Genomic DNA, 20,092 nt, shown 5'->3' with positions numbered 1-20,092 from the left:
GGAGGGCAACCGTTGCCTGATGTCATTAGTTTCCAAGAAGCAATCAAAGCCACGGAAGGCGACGATAAAGCCCTTCTGATCGGAAATGGCTTCTCGGCCCAATACTTCACCTATTCAAACCTCCTCGCAGAAGCCAACCTCGAGGAAGGCAGCCCCACCAGGGCACTTTTTGATCGATTGGACACCCTAGATTTCGAAGTAGTGATCCGCGCCATGGAAAACGCTACCATTGTTGAGCTGGCTTACGGCAACGAGGAACATGCGAGCCAGCTTGAGAAGGACGCACAAACGGTTCGAGAAGCTTTGGTCAATGCGGTGAACGCGACACATCCCGCTCATAGGGAGGATCTTGTGTTTCAGTACGAAAGTGCAGCGGCTTTCCTGAAACACTTCGGCAAGGTATTTACTCTGAACTACGACCTGCTGCTCTATTGGGTAAATCTAGAGAAACGGCTGCTGAAAGACGGTTTTGGCCTTGGGAAAGACGTTGATGATGGACGATTCAAGGGTCCGTTTCTCGAACATGCTTATTGCCACATCTTCAATCTTCATGGCGGCCTACACCTTTTCCAAAATGAAATTGGCGAGGTCTACAAGGCATTGAACTACGGCGACGGTGTCATCTCTAATATCACACATGAAATCGCGGAAAATGGACGTCTACCACTGTACGTTGCGGAGGGGACCTCAAAGTCCAAGATGCGCAAGATCAACTCCGTCGAGTACCTCCGCCATTGTTTTCATGCTCTGCAAAACACAACTGCATCTGTTTTCGTCTTCGGTCACAGCGCAGATCCAAACGACGCCCACATTTACCATGCCCTTTTCGGGTCCAAAGCGAAGCACGTCTATTTTGGCATTTTTCAACCGAGCGATGACAAAGTGCGTGCTGCTGATGCCGAACTGGCAAAGTACAAGAAACTTGGCGGCGACGACGTTTCTTACAGTTTTTTTGACTCTGAGTCAGCAAAGGTTTGGGATGGACCACCAGATGACGGTGACGAAGACTGATGAACCTGCTGTTCTGAGGCCCGTGCAAATTGCCATGTTGCAGAGATGTTGCAGAAAACCAAAAGCCGCCCCTAGGGGCGGCTTGTTACTCTCTTGTTATCTAAGAGAGAAAATGGCTCCGGCGGTAGGGATCGAACCTACGACCAATTGATTAACAGTCAACTGCTCTACCGCTGAGCTACGCCGGAATGTGGGGTCGATATAGCCCCGGTTTTTCGGGACGTCCAGAGGGTTCTTGCAGAAAAATGACGATTTGCCAAAAAAAGTTCAGCAGCGTTCGAATTGTGCGTCTGAGTGAAGCGGACCCAAGGGGCGAGTCTGTGATTTTCCAGATAAATCAACGAGGTGTGCGAAGACGTTGCGGGTGGCAGCACCGAGGAGAGCCGGAGGTGTTTCTGTATAGATTTGTTCTGCGAGTGCGCGTGCCGATGCGGGCGCCTTTGACAGGGCAGAGAGGATCTCGGCTTCGCGAGCGCGGCGGTGTGCGATTAGCCAGTTGAGACGTTCGTGAGGGTTTTCGATGGGCGCGCCGTGGCCTGCGTAAAACACGCGCCAGTCGCGCGCGCGCAGTTTTTCACAAGAGGCCATAAAGTCAGTCAGATCGCCGTCGGGTGGTGATACCAGCGAACTGGCCCAGCCCATGACATGATCGCCTACAAAACAGACGTCGTCCATTGCAAAGGACAGGTGGTTGCCAAAATGGCCGGGTGTGTGGATGGCCTCAAAGCTCCAGTCGGGGCCGCGCACCGTGTCGCCTTCGCGCATGGTTTGATCTGGTCTAAAATTCGTATCAACGCCTTCGCCACCGCCGGCAAGCCCCGCGTTAGCTAGGGACTGCATTACCGCGCTGCGCCCGGCATCAGGGCCGCCAAAGGCGTAGATCGCTGCGCCGGTTTGCTGAGACAGCGAGGCGGCGAGCGGGGAATGATCGAGATGGGCGTGAGTCACAAGGATATGGGTGATGCGCTGACCCGGTTTCAGAGCGCTGAGAATCGCGTTGCCGTGTTCGGGCAGATCTGGGCCGGGGTCGATCACGGCGATATCGGTTTCGCCTATCAGATAGGTGTTGGTACCCCGATAGGTCATCGGCGAGGGGTTTGGTGCAAGGACGCGACGCACACCCGGTTCAAGAACCACAGGTACACCCGGTGTGGGATCAAAGGCTGAAAGGTCGGCGTCCATAGTGGCTCCTTTGGGGGTTTTCTTTGGCCGGTCACACTGCAAGACTTAGCCATGATGTTCAATTGGCTCAAACGCTATGTGCCCCGCGGGATTTATGGGCGCGCGGCTCTTATCCTGATCTTTCCGGTTGTACTGTTGCAGCTGGTCGTGTCTTTTGGCCTTATCCAACGGCATTTTGAAGGTGTGACCGAACAGATGACCCTTGCGACTTCGCGAGAGGTGCAGCTGGTTCTGGATGGGATTGACGCGCGTGATACATCGCCTCAGGCTTTGGCGCTGCTGCTGGAAACGCTAAAAATTGACGTCAGCTATCCAGAGACCGCGGAAGTCGAAGATAATCGGCTCTGGTACGACTTTTCCGGCATTATCATCACACGCAATTTCAAGCAGCTGGTACAGGGTGTCCAAGCGGTTCAGTTGATCGACGACAAGATTGTGCGCCTGTGGATCGAATCCGGAGACGGCGTTGTGCAGGTGGTCTTTGATCGGGGGCGTGTGTCGGCCTCGAACTCGCACCAGTTGTTGGTGAATATGGTGTTTTTTGGCGGGCTTTTGACGCTGGTTGCGTTTCTCTATATGCGCAACCAGCTCAAGCCAATTACGCGACTGGCGGCTGCGGCAGAGGCATTTGGGCGCGGGCGTCACGTGCAGTATTCGCCCGGCGGCGCGGTCGAGGTGCGCGCGGCCGGGGCGGCGTTTGTGGATATGCGCAACCGTATTGAGCGGCAGATCGAACAGCGGACCTTGATGTTATCGGGGGTGAGTCATGACCTCAGAACGCCGCTGACGCGATTGAAGCTGGGATTATCGCTACTTGAGGATGAAGACCGCGAACCGCTGGAACGAGATGTGGAAGACATGCAGCGCATGTTAGATGCGTTCCTGAGCTATGCGCGCGGAGCTTATGAAGAAGTGCCAGAGGATGTGGACCCAGCTGAGATGGTGATGCGGCTGGTGGATGGACATGTACGTAGCGGCCACGATGTGGTTTTGCATGAGAGCAAGGGCGAAGGCCATGTGTCATGGCGGGTGATGGCGGTACAGCGGGCTGTGGACAATCTGATCGGTAATGCGGTTCGATATGGCACGCGCGCAGAGGTTTCAGTGCGGATCACGGACAAGTTTGTGCGAATTCGCGTTGAGGACAATGGCCCCGGCATCGCACCAGAAGACCGTGACGAAGCATTGAAGCCCTTTGCCCGTCTTGATTCGGCGCGCAATCTTAACAAGGGGCCCGGCGTGGGGCTGGGCCTGTCGATTGCAGCGGACGTGGCGCGGGTACACGGTGGCGTGCTGCGGTTGGACAAAAGCGAACGTTTGGGCGGGCTGTGCGCCGACATGGTGTTTGCGCGCTAGGGTTTCGGCGTTTGAGCTTCTTAACAGATGTTTGTTTCCGTTGGGTAATCATGCGCCGGTCGGGTCTTCGACCATTGTGCGAATGGCATGGCCGTGGTTCTATGTTTGCAACATTATTGAATACCTCGGCTGGACCGAGGTTTTTGCTTTCAAGACGAACGAGGATTTCGCCATGAATTTTACGCTGCGGCTGGGATGGAAATCGGTAGGGGTTTTGCTGCTGAGCCAACAGATGGCATTTGCGCAGGAAGAGGCACCGGCGCCGAAAGTGTCGGTTGCGGCGGCCTATACTCAAGAGTTGATTGATCAGGTGTCCTATATCGGTCGCGGCGAGGCGATTGATAAGGTTGATATCGTGGCGCGGGTCAGCGGGTACCTTGAAGAAATCCACGTTAACGATGGTGATGTTGTGAAAATGGGAGATGTCCTTTTCCAAATTGAGCCAGATACTTATGAGGCGAACCTCGCCGCGCGACAAGCGGATCTGGCGCAAGCGGAGGCAAGTTTGAACCTCACCGAAGTCGAACTGGAACGTAAAACTGAACTGTTTGAACGCGACGTGGGCACAGAGGCGGATCGCGATGTGGCGTTTGCGAATAATCAGGTTGCCATTGCCAATGTAAAAATCGCCAAGGCTGCAATAGATTTGGCGCAACTGGATGTGGATTACACCACTGTGCACGCTCCATTTGAGGGCCGGGTTGGTCGTTCTTCGGTCAGTGTAGGCGAGTTGGTGGGACCAAACACGCAACCGCTGATTAATCTGGTGCGGATCGCACCGATCTATGTCGAGTTCTCGGTTACAGAACGGCAACTGATCAACGTGATGAAGGAATTCCAAGCAAGCGTTTCAGAGCTGGCGCATAATCCACAGGCGCCCGAGGTGCATGTGATCCTGCCTAATGGGGACGAGTTGGATGAGATTGGCAAGATCGTCTTTGCCGACAACCGGATTGATCCGACAACGGGAACACTGACGATCCGGGCGCAGTTTCCAAACGAACGCGGAATGATTGTCGACGGGTCGTTCCTGACCGTGCGGATCGAGGCGACGCAGCCTAGCGAGGTTCTGATGATCCCGCAGGCGGCGGTGCAGCGCGATCAACGCGGTGAGTTTGTGTTGGTTGTTGGCCAACAAGGCACGGTTGAGCAGCGTTATATCACCACCGGGCGCCAGGTTGAGACCGCCATCGAAGTGGTAGACGGGATGCGCGAAGGTGAGGCGGTGATTGTTGAGGGTCTTCAACGGGTCCGGCCGGGTGTAACAGTGGACGCGGTGCTGGCTGGCACCGCGACAGAGGAGTAAGCGCGCGTGTTCTCCTCAATTTTCATTGCACGTCCCAAGACGTCCTTCGTGATATCGCTGGTGCTCTCGATTATGGGATTCATCGGCTATACCGTTCTTCCGGTTGAACAATTTCCGGAAATCACGCCGCCTGTGGTTACTGTAAGTGCCAGCTATACCGGCGCGAACTCGGAAACGGTGGAGAACACCGTGGCCGCGCCGATCGAGGCGCAGGTAAATGGCGTCGATGACATGATATACATGTCATCTGACAGCACCGATACCGGATCATACAACCTGTCTGTGACCTTCGAAGTGGGAACGGATCCCGACATTGCATCGGTCAACGTGCAGAACCGCGTGGCGCAGGCGATGTCGTCCTTGCCAACCGAGGTGACCAGCTCGGGCGTGGTGACGCAGAAATCATCAACCAACATGTTGTTGATCGTGACGTTGTCGTCGCCCGAAAACACCTATGACGAGGTGTTCCTGTCCAACTATGCCTCGATCAACCTCAAAGATGCGTTGGCGCGGGTTCAGGGCGTGGGCAAGGCCGATGTCATGACCAACTTTGAGTATTCGATGCGCATGTGGATGGATCCCAACCGCATGGCCGGACTGGGGCTGACGCCTGCGGATCTGATTGCGGCGATCCGTGAGCAAAACCTTGAAGTGTCAGCAGGCCAGATTGGGACACCGCCCATTCCCACAGGTCAGCAGTTTCAATACACGATCAAATCCAAAGGCCGCATGACCACTGTGGCTGAGTTTGAGAACATTGTTCTGCGCACGGGCGACGCGGGCAGTATCGTGCGGATGCGCGATGTGGCGCGGGTCGAACTGGGGTCGAGTAACTACAACGCATCGGGCCGTTTCAGCGGTGATCCGGCGACGGTTCTGGCGATTTATCAGGCACCCGGTGCAAACGCGCTGGCCGTGGCCGAAGGGGTCAAGGCCGAGTTGGACCGCCTTGCTTTGGCGTTCCCGGACGACGTGGTTTATGACATCCCGTTTGATTCCACGCTGTTTGTGGAACAATCGCTGAACGACGTGATTGTGACGCTGGCGCAGACCTTTACGCTGGTGATTGCGGTTGTGTTCATCTTTCTTGGCAGTTGGCGCGCGACGATCATTCCGGCCATCGCCATTCCGGTGTCACTGATCGGGACATTTGCGTTCCTGCTATTGTTTGGCATGTCGCTGAACACCATTTCGCTGTTTGCGCTGGTGTTGGCCATCGGGATCGTTGTGGATGATGCCATCGTGGTTGTCGAAAACGTCGAACGCATCATTGCGGACGAAGGGCTGTCGCCTGCGGATGCGACGCGCAAGGCCATGGGCCAGATAACCGGGCCGGTCATTGCGACCACGTTGGTTCTGTTGGCGGTGTTTGTGCCTGTCACCTTTATGCCCGGCATTTCCGGGCGGCTTTATTCGCAGTTTGCCGTCACGATCTCGACCGCGGTTGTGATTTCGTCGATCAACGCGCTGACCTTGTCTCCGGCACTTTGCTCGCTGATCCTTAAGGCGCGTTCTGGTCCTCCGAAAGGGGTTTTGGCGACGTTCGAAAAAGGTATTAGCACGGTGCGCGGCGGTTATGTCGGGATCGTGCGGCGAATGGTGCGCATACCGCTTTTGGCGGTTGCCATTCTTGGTGGTATTTTCCTTGGTAGTGGAACCTTGATGAAATCGCTCCCGGCGGGCTTTATTCCGCTGGAGGATAACGGCTATCTGTTTGTGGACGTACAGCTGCCGGATGCGGCATCGCTGGAGCGCACAGAGAGTGTGACAGACCGGCTAAACGAAAAGATCCTGCAAGTTCCGGGGGTGGCCTCGACCGTGGTTGTGAACGGGTTCAGCCTGCTTAACGGGTCCGGGTCAAATGGCGCGATGATTATTCCGACGCTGACCCCGTGGGATGAGCGCGAGACCGATGAATTGAGCGCAAACGGGGTGTTGAACAACATCCTCGGCATTGCCAATCAAGAGGTCGCGGCGAGCGTTATCGCCTTTAACCCGCCGCCCATCTCTGGCCTTGGCATGAGCGCGGGCGTGGAGATGAAGGTGCAACAAACCGGCGGTGGCACCGCGCAGGATCTGTCGGCGGCCGTTGGATCGCTTGTTTATGCGGCCAATCAACGCCCGGAACTGGGGCAGGCCTATTCGACCTTCCGTGCGAACGTGCCCAAGGTGTTTGTTGATCTGGATCGGGAAAAGGCCAAGACGCTGAACGTTGCGGTTTCAGACGTGTTCCTGACGTTGCAGGCCTATATGGGGTCGTATTACGTGAACGATTTCAATCTGTTTGGCCGGGTTTATCGGGTGATGATTCAGGCCGATGGCGAATATCGGGATCGGGTTGAAGACCTTGATACACTGTATGCGCGGTCGCAGACTGGCGAGATGGTGCCGTTGGGTACCATGATCAACGTGCGCAATGAGTTGGGGCCGGTGGCGCTTAATCGCTACAACATGTTCCGTGCAGCGACCATCACGGCGATCCCAAGTGCCGGTCTGTCGACCGGTGACGCCATTCGCGTGCTTGAAGAAGAGGCAGCAACGGCGCTGCCGCCCGGCTATTCGTTTGAATGGACCGGCACGGCGCAACAACAGCAGGCAGCAGGTGGTCTGGTGGTGTTGATTCTGATCATGGCGGTGGTTTTTGGCTATCTGTTCCTGGTGGCGCAGTATGAAAGCTGGACCATGCCTGTGGGGATTCTGTTGTCAGTCACCGTGGCCCTGTTTGGGGCGCTGGCGGCGGTTGCGATATCCGGGGGCGACGTAAATCTCTATACCCAGATCGGTATGATTATGCTGATTGGTCTAGCGTCAAAGAACGCGATCCTGATCGTAGAATTTGCCATGGAACGTCGGGCATCTGGCATGGCGATCAAGGAAGCCGCAGTTGAGGCCGCGCAACAGCGTTTCCGCGCCGTGATGATGACGGCGCTGTCGTTCCTTTTGGGGGTTGTGCCGTTGATGGCGGCCAGTGGCGCGGGAGCCGCTTCGCAAAAGGCGATTGGTATCGCGGTGTTTGGCGGCATGTTGGCAGCGACCGTGCTGGGTGTGATCATTGTGCCTGTGCTCTATGTCCTGCTTCAGAGCGCGCGTGAATGGGTCAAGGGCCTTGGCAAAGGGAAAGCCAAAGAGGAGGCATCCGCGCAGGGGTAAGCATATGTGGCGGTGGGGGTGGTAGGCCCGGAGGGATTTGAACCCCCAACCAAAGCGTTATGAGCGCTCTGCTCTAACCGTTGAGCTACAGGCCCGCCGTTTGCTTTTGCTAACAGAACCTGCCTGAGCGTCAAGACCAGAGCGTGAGTCATTTTCAAATGCGGCAATGTCTTTGAACTGGCTTTGCCAAACTGACGCAAATTGAGCCAAAATTCGGCTCACTCTTTTGGGATTGTGCTCTTAGCGTTGCTCTTGACGTAAGGATGGTCTAGGGCCTCTGCCAAAGAACACACGGAGTGACCCATGAGCGATGGCAAGAATGGCATAAGCTATGCGGATGCGGGCGTTGATATCGACGCGGGCAACGCGTTGGTAGAGCGCATTAAACCCGCAGCAAAGCGCACAGCCAGAAGTGGCGTGATGGCTGGGCTGGGTGGCTTTGGCGCATTGTTCGATCTCAAGGCGGCTGGCTATGTTGACCCGATTCTGGTGGCGGCAACCGACGGTGTGGGCACCAAGCTGCGCATCGCGATTGATACCGGGAACGTCGATGGTGTGGGCATTGACCTTGTGGCGATGTGTGTCAACGATCTGGTGTGTCAAGGCGCAGAGCCGTTGTTTTTCCTGGATTATTTTGCGACGGGCAAACTGGAAACAGATCAAGCGGCGCGTATTGTCGAAGGGATTGCCGAAGGGTGTTTCCAATCGGGTTGCGCATTGATCGGCGGCGAAACCGCTGAGATGCCAGGTATGTATGACGCTGGCGATTTTGATCTGGCCGGGTTTGCCGTGGGCGCGATGGAGCGCGGATCGGACCTGCCGGATGGCGTGGTGGCGGGTGATGTATTGCTGGGATTGGCCAGTAATGGTGTGCACTCAAACGGGTATTCGCTGGTGCGCAAACTGGTTGAGATATCTGGATTGGGATGGGACGATGAGTGCCCATGGGCCGAAGGGTCGCTGGGCGCGGCGCTGCTGGCGCCGACTCGGCTCTATGTGAAACAGGCACTAGAGGCCGTTCGCGCGGGTGGCGTTCATGCCTTGGCCCATATTACCGGAGGTGGTTTGACAGAGAACCTTCCACGTGTGTTGCCCGAAGGGTTGGGCGCGGATGTGGACCTTGCGGCGTGGGAATTACCACCTGTGTTCAAATGGTTAGCTGCGACCGGTGGCATGGAAGAGGCTGAACTGCTTAAGACCTTCAACTGTGGTGTTGGCATGATCCTAAGCGTTTCGGCCGACCGGGCAGATGCGATTGAAGCGTTGCTGAGCGAGGCGGGCGAAACCGTCTATCGCCTTGGACATGTGTCAAACGGGGCGGGTATGCGCTATTCGGGCAGCCTGTTGTGACCAAGCGCGTCGCCATATTTATTTCGGGCGGCGGGTCTAACATGGTGCGTCTGGTCGAAGATATGCAAAGTGGGGATCATCCCGCCGCGCCTGTGCTTGTGCTGGCCAATGATGCGGATGCCGGTGGGCTGAAGAAGGCCGCCGCGATGGGAGTCGCCACGGAGGTGGTGGATCATCGCCCGTTCAAAGGGGACCGGGTGGCTTTCGAGGCAGCGTTGCAGGAAAAGTTGCAAGCATATCAGCCAGATATCCTGTGCCTTGCAGGTTTCATGCGGGTTTTGACCGAAGGTTTTGTGGCGCCATGGGAAGGGCGGATGCTAAATATTCACCCTTCGCTTTTGCCAAAATACAAAGGTCTGCACACCCATGCGCGCGCGCTGGAAGCTGGGGACGCGGAGCATGGGTGCAGCGTGCACGAAGTGACAGCTGCGCTGGATGACGGACCATTGCTTGGGCAGGCGCGGGTGGCGATTGAGCCGGGGGATACGCCAGACACATTGGCCGCGCGCGTGCTGGTCCAGGAACATCGGCTTTACCCTGCGGTTTTGCGGCGGTTTGCTGCCGGTGATCGTGACTTTTTGGCACTATGACCAAGGTGGAATTGCAATTTGGTGGGTTTGTGCGTAGTGCTTGTGGATAACACAGGCCAACGCAGAAAAAGAAGATCCGCCACATATGAAAACCCTGACAACCACGGACGAGCTCGCCCAATTTTGCGAGATGGCACGTGCCAAGCCCTACGTCACGATCGACACTGAATTTCTCAGAGAACGTACTTATTATTCAAAGCTTTGCTTGATCCAGATGGCGTTTGATGGCGACGGAGAAACGGACGCGGTACTGGTCGATCCACTGGTTGACGGGTTATCGCTTGAGCCGCTTTATGAGCTGTTTCGGGACACCAGCGTGGTCAAGGTTTTCCATGCTGCACGGCAGGATCTGGAGATCTTTTTTGTCGAGGCGGGCGTCTTTCCTGATCCGTTGTTTGATACACAGGTTGCGGCCATGGTTTGTGGCTTTGGCGAGCAGGTGGGTTATGAAACATTGGTGCGCAAGATTGCCAAGCAAGGGCTTGATAAATCTAGCAGATTTACCGATTGGTCACGCCGACCGCTGACCGATGCGCAGAAGAAATACGCGATTGGCGACGTGACCCATCTGCGCCAGATCTACGAGTTTCTGGCGGGTAAACTGTCTGAGTCTGGGCGCAGCCATTGGGTTGAGGAAGAGCTGCGGATTCTGACGCATCCCGATACCTATACGATCCTGCCATCCGACGCTTGGAAGCGTGTAAAGACGCGGACAAACTCGTCCAAATTCCTGAGCATTGTCAGGGAGTTGGCCCGTTTTCGTGAAGGATATGCTCAAAGCAGGAACGTACCGCGCAATCGGGTATTCAAGGATGATGCATTGGTGGAGCTGGCCTCTACCAAGCCAAGTAACCTGCAAGAACTGGGGCGGTCCCGCCTATTGCTGCGTGAAGCGCGCAAGGGCGAGATTGCAGAAGGCATCATGAAGGCTGTTCAGGACGGTCTGCAATGCGCACCCGAAGACATGCCAAAACCCGATAAACGCGATGATAAACAACAGGTTAATCCGGCTTTGGCGGATCTGTTGCGGGTGTTGTTGAAGGCCAAAACCGAAAGCTCGGGCGTGGCGCCCAAACTGATCGCGACTGCGTCGGAATTGGACGCGTTGGCATCAGGTCAACGCGATGTTGCCGCGCTGAACGGGTGGCGGCGTGAAGTGTTTGGTGAAGACGCGCTGCGACTGTGTGACGGGCAAGTCGCGCTGGCGGCAAAAGGCGGGTCCGTGCGGATCGTTAAGCTGCAATAATCACGCCAAAAGCCACGTCGGTATAACGTCGGTATTTTATCGGTATTGCGTCGGTGCGGATTTTCACCATCAACCGGTTAACGGCGCGATTGGCGGGCGTTGGTGGCCGACTGAACTACAATGGTGCGTACACCTGCCAGCTCTTGGTTGGTCGCGACAACCGCCGCCGTCACTTCGCGGGATTGTTCAGAGCCACCACCGGGCGCGCCGCTTGGGTGCAACCCAAGAAGGTCATAGGTGAGAACACCGCTAACGGGGCGGCCATTATTGCGGGCCAAAAGGCGCACGTCAAACACGCCGTGTACAGTTGCAACACCGGTCGCGGTGATCAGCGCACCCTCTGGAACGCGTAATACTTCCATCGATTTGACGTTATAGATTGGCGTGCCACCATAGGGCGCCGCTGGCCCCTTGGCGAACAAGCCCCCGGTTTCCTCGGACGGGATCAGCGGATTGACTTCGCCCGTTTCGGCAACCTCGCGTACGGCGGCTTCGTCGCTGCCAAACCAGTTCACCGGGTTCAGGCGGGACTGGCAGGCGGAGAGGGCCAATGTGGCGGTCAGCAGGGCGGTCAGGGCAATACGCATGGTCTCGGGCCTCCGTGTCTTTGCGTCAATGGGTTAGCGCATCAGGGCCTGCTTGAAAAGCGTCAATGGGAGGGGTGGACCTTTTGTGAAACGCCGCTTAGGTCTTTGGCGGAGCAAAGGAGAACACCAGATGGCCACCGAAGCCTTTGAAGAGATTGTTGAGGATTTCGAATTCCTGGAAGATTGGGAAGATCGCTATCGTTATGTGATCGAGCAGGGCAAGGACATGGACGCGTTGGATGATGCGTTGAAAGTGCCCGCGACCAAGGTAGATGGCTGTGCCAGTCAGGTGTGGTTGCACGCGACGATCGAGGGTGGTGTGCTGACCTTTGACGGGGAAAGTGACGCTATGATCGTGAACGGGCTGATCGCCGTTTTACGCAAGCTTTATAACGGGTTGTCGCTGGCCGAGGTGCTTGCGGTGGATGCACGTGGTGAGCTGGAGCGGCTGGGGTTGAATGAACATTTGTCCTCGCAGCGTTCCAATGGCTTGCGCGCGATGATCGAGCGGGTGCGGTTGATCGCGTCGGGCGGTTAAGACGCGCTGGTCGGAGCCTGCGGCGCGAGTGTTTTTTGAACTCTGAAAGAGCAAGGTCGGGTCAGGGCTTGGTTCGGTAGTGGTTTAGCACGTAGAGGCGGATCGCTGTTGCGAGGCCCGCGTCGAGATCTCTGGTTGCATCAATTTCGGCAGCCAATGCATTGATTGGAGTATATTTTTCAGCGGCGATGTCGCGGAAGGCGTTCCAGAAATCATCTTCGAGTGAGACAGAGGTGCGGTGCCCTTTGAGCGTCAGAGAGCGTTTTATAGGGCGGCTCATTCGCGTTCTTTGCCATCCAGATCACGGGTGGTTTTTTCTGCGCGGGCTTTTTCGAGGGATTTTTGCGCTTTGGTACGGCCGAATTTCACGGCGTTTTCATCGGCGCGGGTTTTTTTGTTCACGCGCGCCTTGGATTTGCGGAATTGGTTGAGGTTTGTGACGGTGCTCATGGAAACCTACGTTAAGCGGAGGCGGCGGGGTTGCCAAGTGGTGAGGTGGGCGGCGTTATCGACGCTTATATGCGAGTGTCAGCATTGAGCCCGAAGCGGAAGTGATGTTGTTGTGTATTTCGCGGACGCAGCGCAATTTCCGCCAATGAAGTCATAGGCACCGCCGACAGAAAAGCGGACATTCATTTACGGCGCAGCGAATTTTGGGACTTCGGTGTCCGAATTGCGGTCAAAATAGTAGCTGTCGTGAGCAACCAATCCTCACCGTTCCGACGCATTTAAGGCCCGAAACTCTTTGGGCGTCTGTCCTGACTTGCTGCGGAATGCTCTGGCGAAACTCGACGGGTTCTCGAAACCGACCAGCTTGCCAATCTCTGCGATAGAGATGCCACTTTCTTTCAATAAATGTTCTGCGCGCTCTAGTCGCATATTCGTCAAAACTAAGGAGTAAGACGTGTCGTTGCGTTTCAACTCCCGCCGAAGCGTTGACGGAGAGATCGAAAGGTCCTTTGCAACTGTGTTCATGGTCAGGCTTTGGTTACCGAGTTGCCCCGACAACAACGTCCGAAAATCCGCAATAAATTGTTCTCTTTCTTCTCGGCGCGTTCGGTCCAAACGTTGGATGATTTCTTCGGCTTTCTGGACCATCCAAGTTGATGGAAAGCGAAACCTCGCACCCATCCGGTCTCCTTTGATCACAACCGTATTATTTAGCTGAGAGATGGGTAAGACAGACGGATCGCAAACCCAGATCGTCAAGAGCTCAGGTGACCACCGTTGACCCGCGTAGATGCGTATTGCGTTCCTCATATAGGCTGCGAAAAAAGCGTCCACCTGTGCAGGCGGTTTTCCCGGCCGGAAAACGCGTTTTCCCACTACCTGCACCCATTCACCGTCATTTGTAATCGTGTATGTAGCAGATGAGTTGACACGTCTGGCATCCAGAATGAGCGCTGAGAGTAGATCGCCAAGAGAACTGCGCGACAAATCTACCAACTCAAAGTTGGCCAGTGATTGAAGTGGGGCTTTGCTCCCCAAGTTGAAGCCAAAGTGCTTGTCGTTGGTCGCCTCTGCACATTCCTCCACAAACTTGTAGCTTGAGCGCACAGTGACGTAGTGCTCGTTTAGTAGGAAATTTTGGCTTTTCATCCCACACCGTTCCAACAGTTGTGCGTAAGGTATACCGAGACGATCAAGTTCAGAGATAAAAGGCCTCAGAAGCGTGTTAAGCATCAAGGGAACAGGTTGTTCTGACATGCTAGACGCGCCTACAAACTGTGCTTCGCGATCCAAATTGAGAATAAATTGGCTCATTATGCACAGCATTATTCCTTGATAGTTTGGCCACTCATGCGAAGCTCACAGACATTCTATAACTTATGGGGGCACGTCATGAGAAGGATTTCCAAGTTTTGCTTGATCCTAGCCTTTGGGGCGACCAGCGTCGCTGCACAGGAAAAGGCCTTTCCGGTGCTCTTCACCAACGTGAATGTTTTTGATGGGGTCAGCGAGAAGCTTATTGAGGACGCTAACGTACTGGTTACGGGAAACATGATTGCCGAGGTGTCGAGCGAACCGCTCTTTATTGCAAACGCTCAGATTGTCGACGGTGGGGGACGCACGTTGATGCCAGGGTTCATAGAAGCACATGGGCATATCGGTCTTCCTGTTCCGCTGGATCAAGTCACAGAACAGGTCGACTGGCAATATTTGGGTGTCGGCGCGGCGGTGAACGCCGAATTTTATCTGATGAATGGTTGGACGACCGTACGGGATGTAGGTGGCCCAGTTTTTGGGATCAAAAAGGCGATTGACGAAGGCCTTGTTGCGGGGCCCCGCATTTATCCGTCCGGAAGGCTCATCTCGCAGACGAGCGGTCACGGAGATGTCCGCGCGGGTTACGCTTCGCCGCATCCCAATGACCTTTCTGTTGAACCTTGGGCCAACCGAGAGGTTTTTGCGATTTCCGACGGCGTTCCGGAAGTCTTACGTGCAACACGAGAAGAACTTCGTAAGGGTGCTGTGCACATCAAATTGATGGCTGGCGGAGGGATTTCGTCGCAGTACGACCCGATCCATACGAACCAGTATCTACCGGACGAGATGAAAGCGGCTGTTGACGCGGCTGCGGACTGGGGCACCTACGTTATGGTTCACGCCTACACTGATGCGTCTGTTCGCCGCGCGATCCAAGCTGGCGTGAAGGTTATCGAACACGGGCAACTCATGACCGACGCGACCGCACAACTCGCCGCAGACAATGATGTCTGGTTGTCTACCCAAATTGCTTTCCTGGGCGAACCGCCAACGCCGGAGCAAATTGCAGTCTTCGGCGAAACAGTCGCGGAGAAATTCAATCTGGTGCGGGAAGGCGTTGAGACGTCGATCAACTTCGCCAAGGAATATGAAATAAACATTGCCTTTGGAACAGACCTTTGGGGGCCACGGCTTTCAGAGATCAACAACGAGTTCGAGTATCGCAGCAGGTATTTCTCAAACCTTGAAACGCTGCGACAAGCGACGTCGATCAACGGGCAGCTTCTTGAATTAACGGGGCCGCTAAATCCTTACGCTGACGGGCCTATCGGCATCATTCGATCTGGCGCGTATGCTGATATTTTGCTGGTTGACGGCAATCCATTGGAAGACGTCACAATTCTTGTAGATGCAGGCAATATTGATTTCGTGATGAAGGACGGAGTTGTCTTCAAGGATGAACTCAAATGAGAACACCTACCGTACTCAATTTGCGACACGCGCCTATGGATATTCCAGTATGCGGCAAAACTGCCGAAACCGAATTCTGGACCAATGTCGCTTTCCGCAACAATGTAAGAATCAGGCAAAGCAACTGGGCGATGAAGCTGATAGCGCCTCAGATTTTCGATCAAGCGACTTTCCAAAAGTGCGGGACAACTGAATGCAGAAAACTGGACTGATTTCGTCAAAAGGTAACTTCAGGAAGGTTTCAGGTGTCCTGCCGTGCCTTGTTTGGATTGCCTGCGTTTTTCTCGGCAGCGGCATCGCATATGGTCAAGAGCCGGGAACTCTGACCGGAGAAGCAAATGGCGTTGTGGTTGCCGCCGGAAGTTGGGACATCTCTGCGGAGGTTAGCAACAAGATCAGCCGGTTGCATTTCACGACAGGCCAACTGGTCCAAAAGGGAGACTTGCTGGTCGAGTTTGATACCGCCTTTAAAAGATTTGACGTCGAACTCGCCAAAACCGCCTTGGCCAAGGCAGAAATTAATATGGCCAGCGCCGATGAAGCGTTCCAGAGGCAACAGAAACTGAAGCAGAGCTTTGCCGCCTCAGAGGTGTCCTACGACGCTGCCAAGCGAGCTGCTGACAACGCTCAAGCCGACCACCGTGCGGCGGTGATCCGCCTCGAAATGGCCGAAACCATTCTTTCGGTTCAGAAACTACATGCTCCCTTTGATGGCCAAATGTCGGCACCCAAGTATCGTGAAAATGCCAATGTAAGCATCGACGAGGGATCGGAAATTGCGACGCTGGTCCAACTCGACCCAATTCATGTTCAATTCGAGGTTCCATATGACCGGGTATTTGCCCGGATGAGTTCTGGAGAAACTGAAGCAGAAATCTCTGCCTCGCAAATCGTTGTTATCACATTACCCGGTGGCACTGATTATCAACATGAAGGCAAATTGATCTCCGGCGGATACGAAATTGACACCGAAAAAGGGACACAACTTGTACTGGTTGAATTTGCCAATCCTGACCGAATACTGAGGCCCGGTCTGAAAGTGACGGGCAAGGGCTTCGAAAGATAGCTAAGACGTATGTGAGCAAGAAAACTCAACGCCAAATCCAAAATCTTCTGAGAGGAAAGTGAGATGCCCAAGTTGAAACCACTTGGTAGCGCATCGTACGCGATGGTTGTTTTCCTGTGCGGAGGTTCGTCATTATTCGCTCAAACATACGATGTTGCGATTATGAACGGCCGGGTAATGGACCCTGAAACCGGCTATGATCAAGTCGCGAACGTCGGGATCAGTGATGGATGGATCGTAAAAATTACAACAGACCCTATCGAAGGCACGGACGTCATTGACGCGACCGATCACGTCGTTGCGCCGGGGTTTATCGATAGTCATACCCACTCGAGCCAAAAATATGCTCTCAACATGAGCATGATGGATGGTGTCACAAGCGCATACGACGGCGAAGTCGGTGCCGTTCACATTGCGGACTGGTATGCGCGAGAAGAGGGCAAATGGTCGATCAATTATGGCACCTGCGTTTCTCATGAATTGGCACGAATGGTGGTTCTGGATGGGCTGACCATCGACCAACCTTCAGATGCAACTGAGGTCTTTGATCTGCGTGCGCTCGCCAGTGCTGAAGATGGTGTGGCTGATTGGTCTGTTACTCGGGCGAACATCGAACAGCTCAACCAGATCATGGCGATCATTGACAAGGGCCTTCAGGAAGGTGCCCTGTGTGCCGGATCAACGGTTGGGTACGCCGGGACTGGTATAAGCACATATGAACAGTTTGAGTTGCAAAGAACTGCTGCACGCTACGGTCGGGCAACAGGTGTTCATGGGCGGTTTCACACGTCCTCTCAAAACCCTGAAGCTCCGCTTGGGTTTGATGAGGTATTTACCAATGCGTACCTGCTCGACGCGCCTCTGCTGTATAGCCACAACAATGACTACGGCTGGTGGGAGATCGAAGAAAAGTTGCAGCTTGCCCGCGCTAAGGGATTGAACATGTGGTCCGAGTATTATCCCTACACGGCTGGATCCACATCGATTGCATCGGATCAATTGAAACCCGAGGCGATTGGGGCGCTGGGGCTTGAGTACAAGGACATTATGTATGATCCGAGTGAGGACAAGTTCCTGACAGACGAAGAATATGCCAGCATCTCAGCCGATGATCCCGGTCGGGCTGTTATTGTTTTTAACCCAGCCCGAGAAGAATGGTTGCCACAATGGCTTCGGGTGCCACACATGGTGGTCGCCAGTGATAGCATGTGGCACTCCGAAGACCTCGGCGCAGACGGTGACCATACGGAGTTTGCCGGTCACCCGCGAACGTCAGGCTCTCATTCGACTGTTTTAAAGCTTGCTCGCGACAATGATGTTGAGCTGATGTTTACCTTGTCACAACTTAGCTATTGGCCTGCACTTCATATGGGCGGGACGGGTGTTAAGTTCCTTGATGTACGGGGCCGGATGCAGGAAGGCATGGCTGCCGACATCGTTATTTTTGACCCTGAGACCGTCGCTCCGGGGTCTGATTATAAGGCAAAAATGCAAGGCACGCCTCCGATTGGTATCCCTCACGTAATAGTCAATGGCGTGTTTACCAAACGCGACAATGAGCCAACAGGCGAATTACCGGGTCAGCCAATGCGGTTCCCAGTCGAAGACGCACCTCGTCAGGTCAAAGTAGATACTCAGGTTTGGCTAAACACCTTCACGCTTCAGGATGGCGCGTTGGATGGTGTCGGGCCAAGTTTTGGAAAAGGTGATTAACGCAAGTATTATTGCTACAGACACCGCCCTGTAGCGAACTCACCCTTTGTCCGGCATCGGAAACGTAGCAAATGAGAGCGGCGAGTGACCCGGTTGAACTTCGGGCAATTTGCGTGATTTGGACGTCTGTTTTCGGCAAAATCCTTCTGCGCCGCCGCGAGCAATTCGGTGACATGGTCGAGCAATCGAGGTGAATTTCGCTGCGCCAGCATCAGGCGGCATTGTCCGGGTTGAGGACATTTAAATTTCATCGTCTGGAAAGTGCAGGTGGCCAAAAAAAAGGGGCGTTTCCGCCCCCCTTTCTTGTGTCAGTCTTTGGGGCCGATCATTTGTTCTGGACGCACCACGGCGTCGAAGGTTTCGGCGTCGACAAAGCCAAGGGCGATAGCCTCTTCCTTGAGGGTGGTGCCGTTCTTGTGTGCAGTTTTGGCGACTTTGGTGGCGTTGTCGTAGCCGATGGTGGGGGCCAGTGCTGTGACCAGCATCAGAGATTCCTTCATCAGCTTGTCGATGCGCGGCTCGTTGGCCTGAATGCCGTTCAGCATCCGGGTTGTGAAGCTGTCTGCGACATCGCCCAGAAGCTGGATCGATTGCAGCAGATTGTAGGACATCATCGGGTTGTAGACGTTGAGCTCAAAATGGCCCTGCGATCCGGCGAAGGTCATCGCGGCGTTGTTGCCCATGACGTGGGCGGCGACCTGGGTCATGGCTTCGGCTTGGGTCGGGTTGACCTTGCCGGGCATGATCGAGGAGCCGGGTTCGTTTTCGGGCAGGATCAGTTCGCCCAGGCCCGAGCGGGGGCCGGAGCCGAGGAAGCGGATATCGTTGGCGATTTTGTACATCGCGCCGGCGACGGTCGCCAATGCGCCGGACATGAAGACCATGGCGTCATGGGCGGCGAGCGCTTCGAATTTGTTGGGGGCGGTGACGAAGGGCAGGCCGGTGATCTCGGCCATGTTGGCAGCGACCTCTTCACCCCAGCCTTTCTGTGTGTTGAGACCGGTGCCGACAGCGGTGCCGCCCTGGGCCAGTTCATAGATATCGGGCAGTGCGGCCTCGACACGGGAGATGCCTTTGCGGATCTGGTGGGCATAGCCGCCGAATTCCTGACCCAAGGTGAGCGGGGTCGCATCCTGTGTGTGGGTGCGGCCGATCTTGATGATGTCTTTGAATTCTTCCGATTTGGCCTCAAGGCCCTCGGCAAGTTTGGTAAGGCCCGGCATCAGCACGTCACGCACGGACATCGCGGTGGCGATGTGCATGGCGGTTGGGAACGTGTCGTTGGAAGACTGTCCCATGTTACAGTGATCGTTTGGGTGCACCGGGTCTTTGGAGCCGATGACGCCGCCAAGGATTTCGATGGCGCGGTTGGCGATCACTTCGTTCGAGTTCATGTTTGACTGGGTGCCAGAACCGGTTTGCCAGACAACGAGGGGGAAGTTGTCGTCAAACTTGCCTGCGACCACCTCGGAGGCGGCTTGAATGACGGCTTCGCCAAGCTTTGCGTCAAGTTTTCCGCTGGCCATGTTGGCCATGGCGCAAGCCTGTTTGATCACACCAAGCGCGCGCACGATCGCGACCGGCTGTTTTTCCCAGCCGATGGGAAAGTTCATGATCGAACGCTGCGTTTGCGCGCCCCAGTATTTGTCGGTGGGAACTTCGAGTGGGCCAAAGCTGTCGGTTTCGGTGCGGGTATCAGTCATGGTGACCTCCGGTAAAATAAGTCACGACGGTTCTAACGGACCGGGCGTAAAGTGCAATACTGTATACCGTGGGATACCGCAAATGAGGCGCGGGCAAAGCGTCGCGCCCCGTTAGCG

General features: G+C 55.2%; 17 protein-coding genes and 2 tRNA genes. 11 read left to right on the top strand and 8 right to left on the bottom strand.

What is annotated here, in order from left to right; genetic code table 11:
* Positions 1–12 precede the first annotated feature (12 nt).
* On the top strand, positions 13–1,011 hold the full coding sequence (locus CLV88_RS20175; RefSeq protein WP_165798957.1) for a DUF4917 family protein: 999 nt from the start codon (positions 13–15) through the stop codon (positions 1,009–1,011).
* 113 nt (positions 1,012–1,124) lie between these two features.
* On the opposite strand, the gene CLV88_RS20170 is transcribed toward CLV88_RS20175, so the two are convergent.
* Positions 1,125–1,199 (bottom strand) — tRNA-Asn (locus CLV88_RS20170).
* 79 nt (positions 1,200–1,278) lie between these two features.
* Entirely contained in the window at positions 1,279–2,193 is a 915-nt protein-coding gene (locus CLV88_RS20165; protein ID WP_106610208.1) for an MBL fold metallo-hydrolase, read from the bottom strand.
* 51 nt (positions 2,194–2,244) lie between these two features.
* Here CLV88_RS20165 and CLV88_RS20160 point away from each other — a divergent pair, with 51 nt between their 5' ends.
* From CLV88_RS20160 to CLV88_RS20150, 3 genes are all read left to right on the top strand, one after another.
* On the top strand, positions 2,245–3,549 hold the full coding sequence (locus CLV88_RS20160) for an ATP-binding protein (protein WP_106610207.1): 1,305 nt from the start codon (positions 2,245–2,247) through the stop codon (positions 3,547–3,549).
* Between the two features lie 172 nt (positions 3,550–3,721).
* Positions 3,722–4,855 carry an efflux RND transporter periplasmic adaptor subunit gene (locus tag CLV88_RS20155; RefSeq protein WP_243403746.1) on the top strand — a complete coding sequence of 378 codons (1,134 nt, stop codon included), beginning with the start codon at positions 3,722–3,724 and terminating at the stop codon, positions 4,853–4,855.
* A gap of 6 nt (positions 4,856–4,861) precedes the next feature.
* Positions 4,862–8,005, top strand: a complete 3,144-nt coding sequence (locus tag CLV88_RS20150) for an efflux RND transporter permease subunit (RefSeq protein ID WP_106610206.1) — start codon at positions 4,862–4,864, stop codon at positions 8,003–8,005.
* Between the two features lie 19 nt (positions 8,006–8,024).
* Here CLV88_RS20150 and CLV88_RS20145 read toward each other — a convergent pair.
* A tRNA-Ile gene (locus CLV88_RS20145) sits at positions 8,025–8,100 on the bottom strand.
* A 208-nt stretch (positions 8,101–8,308) separates the two neighbouring features.
* Here CLV88_RS20145 and purM point away from each other — a divergent pair.
* The 3 genes from purM to rnd all read left to right on the top strand — a co-directional run bounded on the left by purM (position 8,309) and on the right by rnd (position 11,191).
* Complete coding sequence (gene purM / locus CLV88_RS20140; RefSeq protein ID WP_106610205.1) at positions 8,309–9,355, top strand: phosphoribosylformylglycinamidine cyclo-ligase; 1,047 nt, start codon at positions 8,309–8,311, stop codon at positions 9,353–9,355.
* Positions 9,352–9,945 carry a phosphoribosylglycinamide formyltransferase gene (gene purN / locus CLV88_RS20135; protein WP_106610204.1) on the top strand — a complete coding sequence of 198 codons (594 nt, stop codon included), beginning with the start codon at positions 9,352–9,354 and terminating at the stop codon, positions 9,943–9,945. Before purM ends, purN begins: the two co-directional genes overlap by 4 nt.
* Before the next feature lie 85 nt (positions 9,946–10,030).
* The gene (rnd, locus tag CLV88_RS20130; RefSeq protein WP_106610226.1) at positions 10,031–11,191 is read left to right on the top strand and encodes a ribonuclease D; all 1,161 of its coding nucleotides are present in this window, start codon (positions 10,031–10,033) and stop codon (positions 11,189–11,191) included.
* A gap of 77 nt (positions 11,192–11,268) precedes the next feature.
* Here the strand turns inward: rnd and CLV88_RS20125 are convergent, their stop codons facing one another.
* The gene (locus CLV88_RS20125) at positions 11,269–11,778 is read right to left on the bottom strand and encodes a hypothetical protein (protein ID WP_106610203.1); all 510 of its coding nucleotides are present in this window, start codon (positions 11,776–11,778) and stop codon (positions 11,269–11,271) included.
* Between the two features lie 130 nt (positions 11,779–11,908).
* Here CLV88_RS20125 and CLV88_RS20120 point away from each other — a divergent pair, with 130 nt between their 5' ends.
* Positions 11,909–12,316, top strand: coding sequence for a SufE family protein (locus CLV88_RS20120; RefSeq protein WP_106610202.1), 408 nt, complete (start codon positions 11,909–11,911; stop codon positions 12,314–12,316).
* Between the two features lie 61 nt (positions 12,317–12,377).
* Here CLV88_RS20120 and CLV88_RS20115 read toward each other — a convergent pair whose 3' ends face one another.
* The 3 genes from CLV88_RS20115 to CLV88_RS20105 all read right to left on the bottom strand — a co-directional run bounded on the left by CLV88_RS20115 (position 12,378) and on the right by CLV88_RS20105 (position 14,080).
* Positions 12,378–12,596 (bottom strand): ribbon-helix-helix domain-containing protein, encoded by a 219-nt coding sequence (locus tag CLV88_RS20115; RefSeq protein WP_106610201.1) that lies wholly within the window; start codon positions 12,594–12,596, stop codon positions 12,378–12,380.
* Complete coding sequence (locus CLV88_RS20110) at positions 12,593–12,766, bottom strand: DUF4169 family protein (protein WP_106610200.1); 174 nt, start codon at positions 12,764–12,766, stop codon at positions 12,593–12,595. The genes CLV88_RS20115 and CLV88_RS20110 overlap by 4 nt, the downstream gene beginning before the upstream one ends.
* Positions 12,767–13,027: 261 nt before the next feature.
* The gene (locus tag CLV88_RS20105) at positions 13,028–14,080 is read right to left on the bottom strand and encodes an AraC family transcriptional regulator (RefSeq protein WP_165798956.1); all 1,053 of its coding nucleotides are present in this window, start codon (positions 14,078–14,080) and stop codon (positions 13,028–13,030) included.
* Between the two features lie 78 nt (positions 14,081–14,158).
* Here CLV88_RS20105 and CLV88_RS20100 point away from each other — a divergent pair, with 78 nt between their 5' ends.
* The 3 genes from CLV88_RS20100 to CLV88_RS20090 all read left to right on the top strand — a co-directional run bounded on the left by CLV88_RS20100 (position 14,159) and on the right by CLV88_RS20090 (position 18,272).
* On the top strand, positions 14,159–15,493 hold the full coding sequence (locus CLV88_RS20100) for a metal-dependent hydrolase family protein (protein ID WP_165798955.1): 1,335 nt from the start codon (positions 14,159–14,161) through the stop codon (positions 15,491–15,493).
* Between the two features lie 193 nt (positions 15,494–15,686).
* Positions 15,687–16,559, top strand: coding sequence for an efflux RND transporter periplasmic adaptor subunit (locus CLV88_RS20095; protein ID WP_106610197.1), 873 nt, complete (start codon positions 15,687–15,689; stop codon positions 16,557–16,559).
* A 63-nt stretch (positions 16,560–16,622) separates the two neighbouring features.
* Positions 16,623–18,272: an amidohydrolase family protein gene (locus CLV88_RS20090; RefSeq protein ID WP_207797111.1), complete on the top strand. Its 1,650-nt coding sequence runs from the start codon at positions 16,623–16,625 to the stop codon at positions 18,270–18,272.
* A 308-nt stretch (positions 18,273–18,580) separates the two neighbouring features.
* Here the strand turns inward: CLV88_RS20090 and fumC are convergent, their stop codons facing one another.
* Positions 18,581–19,975 carry a class II fumarate hydratase gene (gene fumC / locus CLV88_RS20085; protein WP_106610196.1) on the bottom strand — a complete coding sequence of 465 codons (1,395 nt, stop codon included), beginning with the start codon at positions 19,973–19,975 and terminating at the stop codon, positions 18,581–18,583.
* Between the last annotated feature and the right edge of the window lie 117 nt (positions 19,976–20,092).

It is taken from the genome of Shimia abyssi, assembly GCF_003014475.1.
Classification (GTDB): domain Bacteria; phylum Pseudomonadota; class Alphaproteobacteria; order Rhodobacterales; family Rhodobacteraceae; genus Shimia; species Shimia abyssi.
This window is presented reverse-complemented; position numbering and strand designations above follow the sequence as displayed.

Coding starts and splice junctions, on each gene's coding strand:
- CLV88_RS20165 (WP_106610208.1), bottom strand. CDS start 2,193: ATGGACGCCGACCTTTCAGCCTTTGATCCCACACCGGGTGTACCTGTG.
- CLV88_RS20160 (WP_106610207.1), top strand. CDS start 2,245: ATGATGTTCAATTGGCTCAAACGCTATGTGCCCCGCGGGATTTATGGG.
- CLV88_RS20155 (WP_243403746.1), top strand. CDS start 3,722: ATGAATTTTACGCTGCGGCTGGGATGGAAATCGGTAGGGGTTTTGCTG.
- purM (WP_106610205.1), top strand. CDS start 8,309: ATGAGCGATGGCAAGAATGGCATAAGCTATGCGGATGCGGGCGTTGAT.
- rnd (WP_106610226.1), top strand. CDS start 10,031: ATGAAAACCCTGACAACCACGGACGAGCTCGCCCAATTTTGCGAGATG.
- CLV88_RS20125 (WP_106610203.1), bottom strand. CDS start 11,778: ATGCGTATTGCCCTGACCGCCCTGCTGACCGCCACATTGGCCCTCTCC.
- CLV88_RS20120 (WP_106610202.1), top strand. CDS start 11,909: ATGGCCACCGAAGCCTTTGAAGAGATTGTTGAGGATTTCGAATTCCTG.
- CLV88_RS20115 (WP_106610201.1), bottom strand. CDS start 12,596: ATGAGCCGCCCTATAAAACGCTCTCTGACGCTCAAAGGGCACCGCACC.
- CLV88_RS20110 (WP_106610200.1), bottom strand. CDS start 12,766: ATGAGCACCGTCACAAACCTCAACCAATTCCGCAAATCCAAGGCGCGC.
- CLV88_RS20105 (WP_165798956.1), bottom strand. CDS start 14,080: ATGAGCCAATTTATTCTCAATTTGGATCGCGAAGCACAGTTTGTAGGC.
- CLV88_RS20100 (WP_165798955.1), top strand. CDS start 14,159: ATGAGAAGGATTTCCAAGTTTTGCTTGATCCTAGCCTTTGGGGCGACC.
- CLV88_RS20095 (WP_106610197.1), top strand. CDS start 15,687: ATGCAGAAAACTGGACTGATTTCGTCAAAAGGTAACTTCAGGAAGGTT.
- CLV88_RS20090 (WP_207797111.1), top strand. CDS start 16,623: ATGCCCAAGTTGAAACCACTTGGTAGCGCATCGTACGCGATGGTTGTT.
- fumC (WP_106610196.1), bottom strand. CDS start 19,975: ATGACTGATACCCGCACCGAAACCGACAGCTTTGGCCCACTCGAAGTT.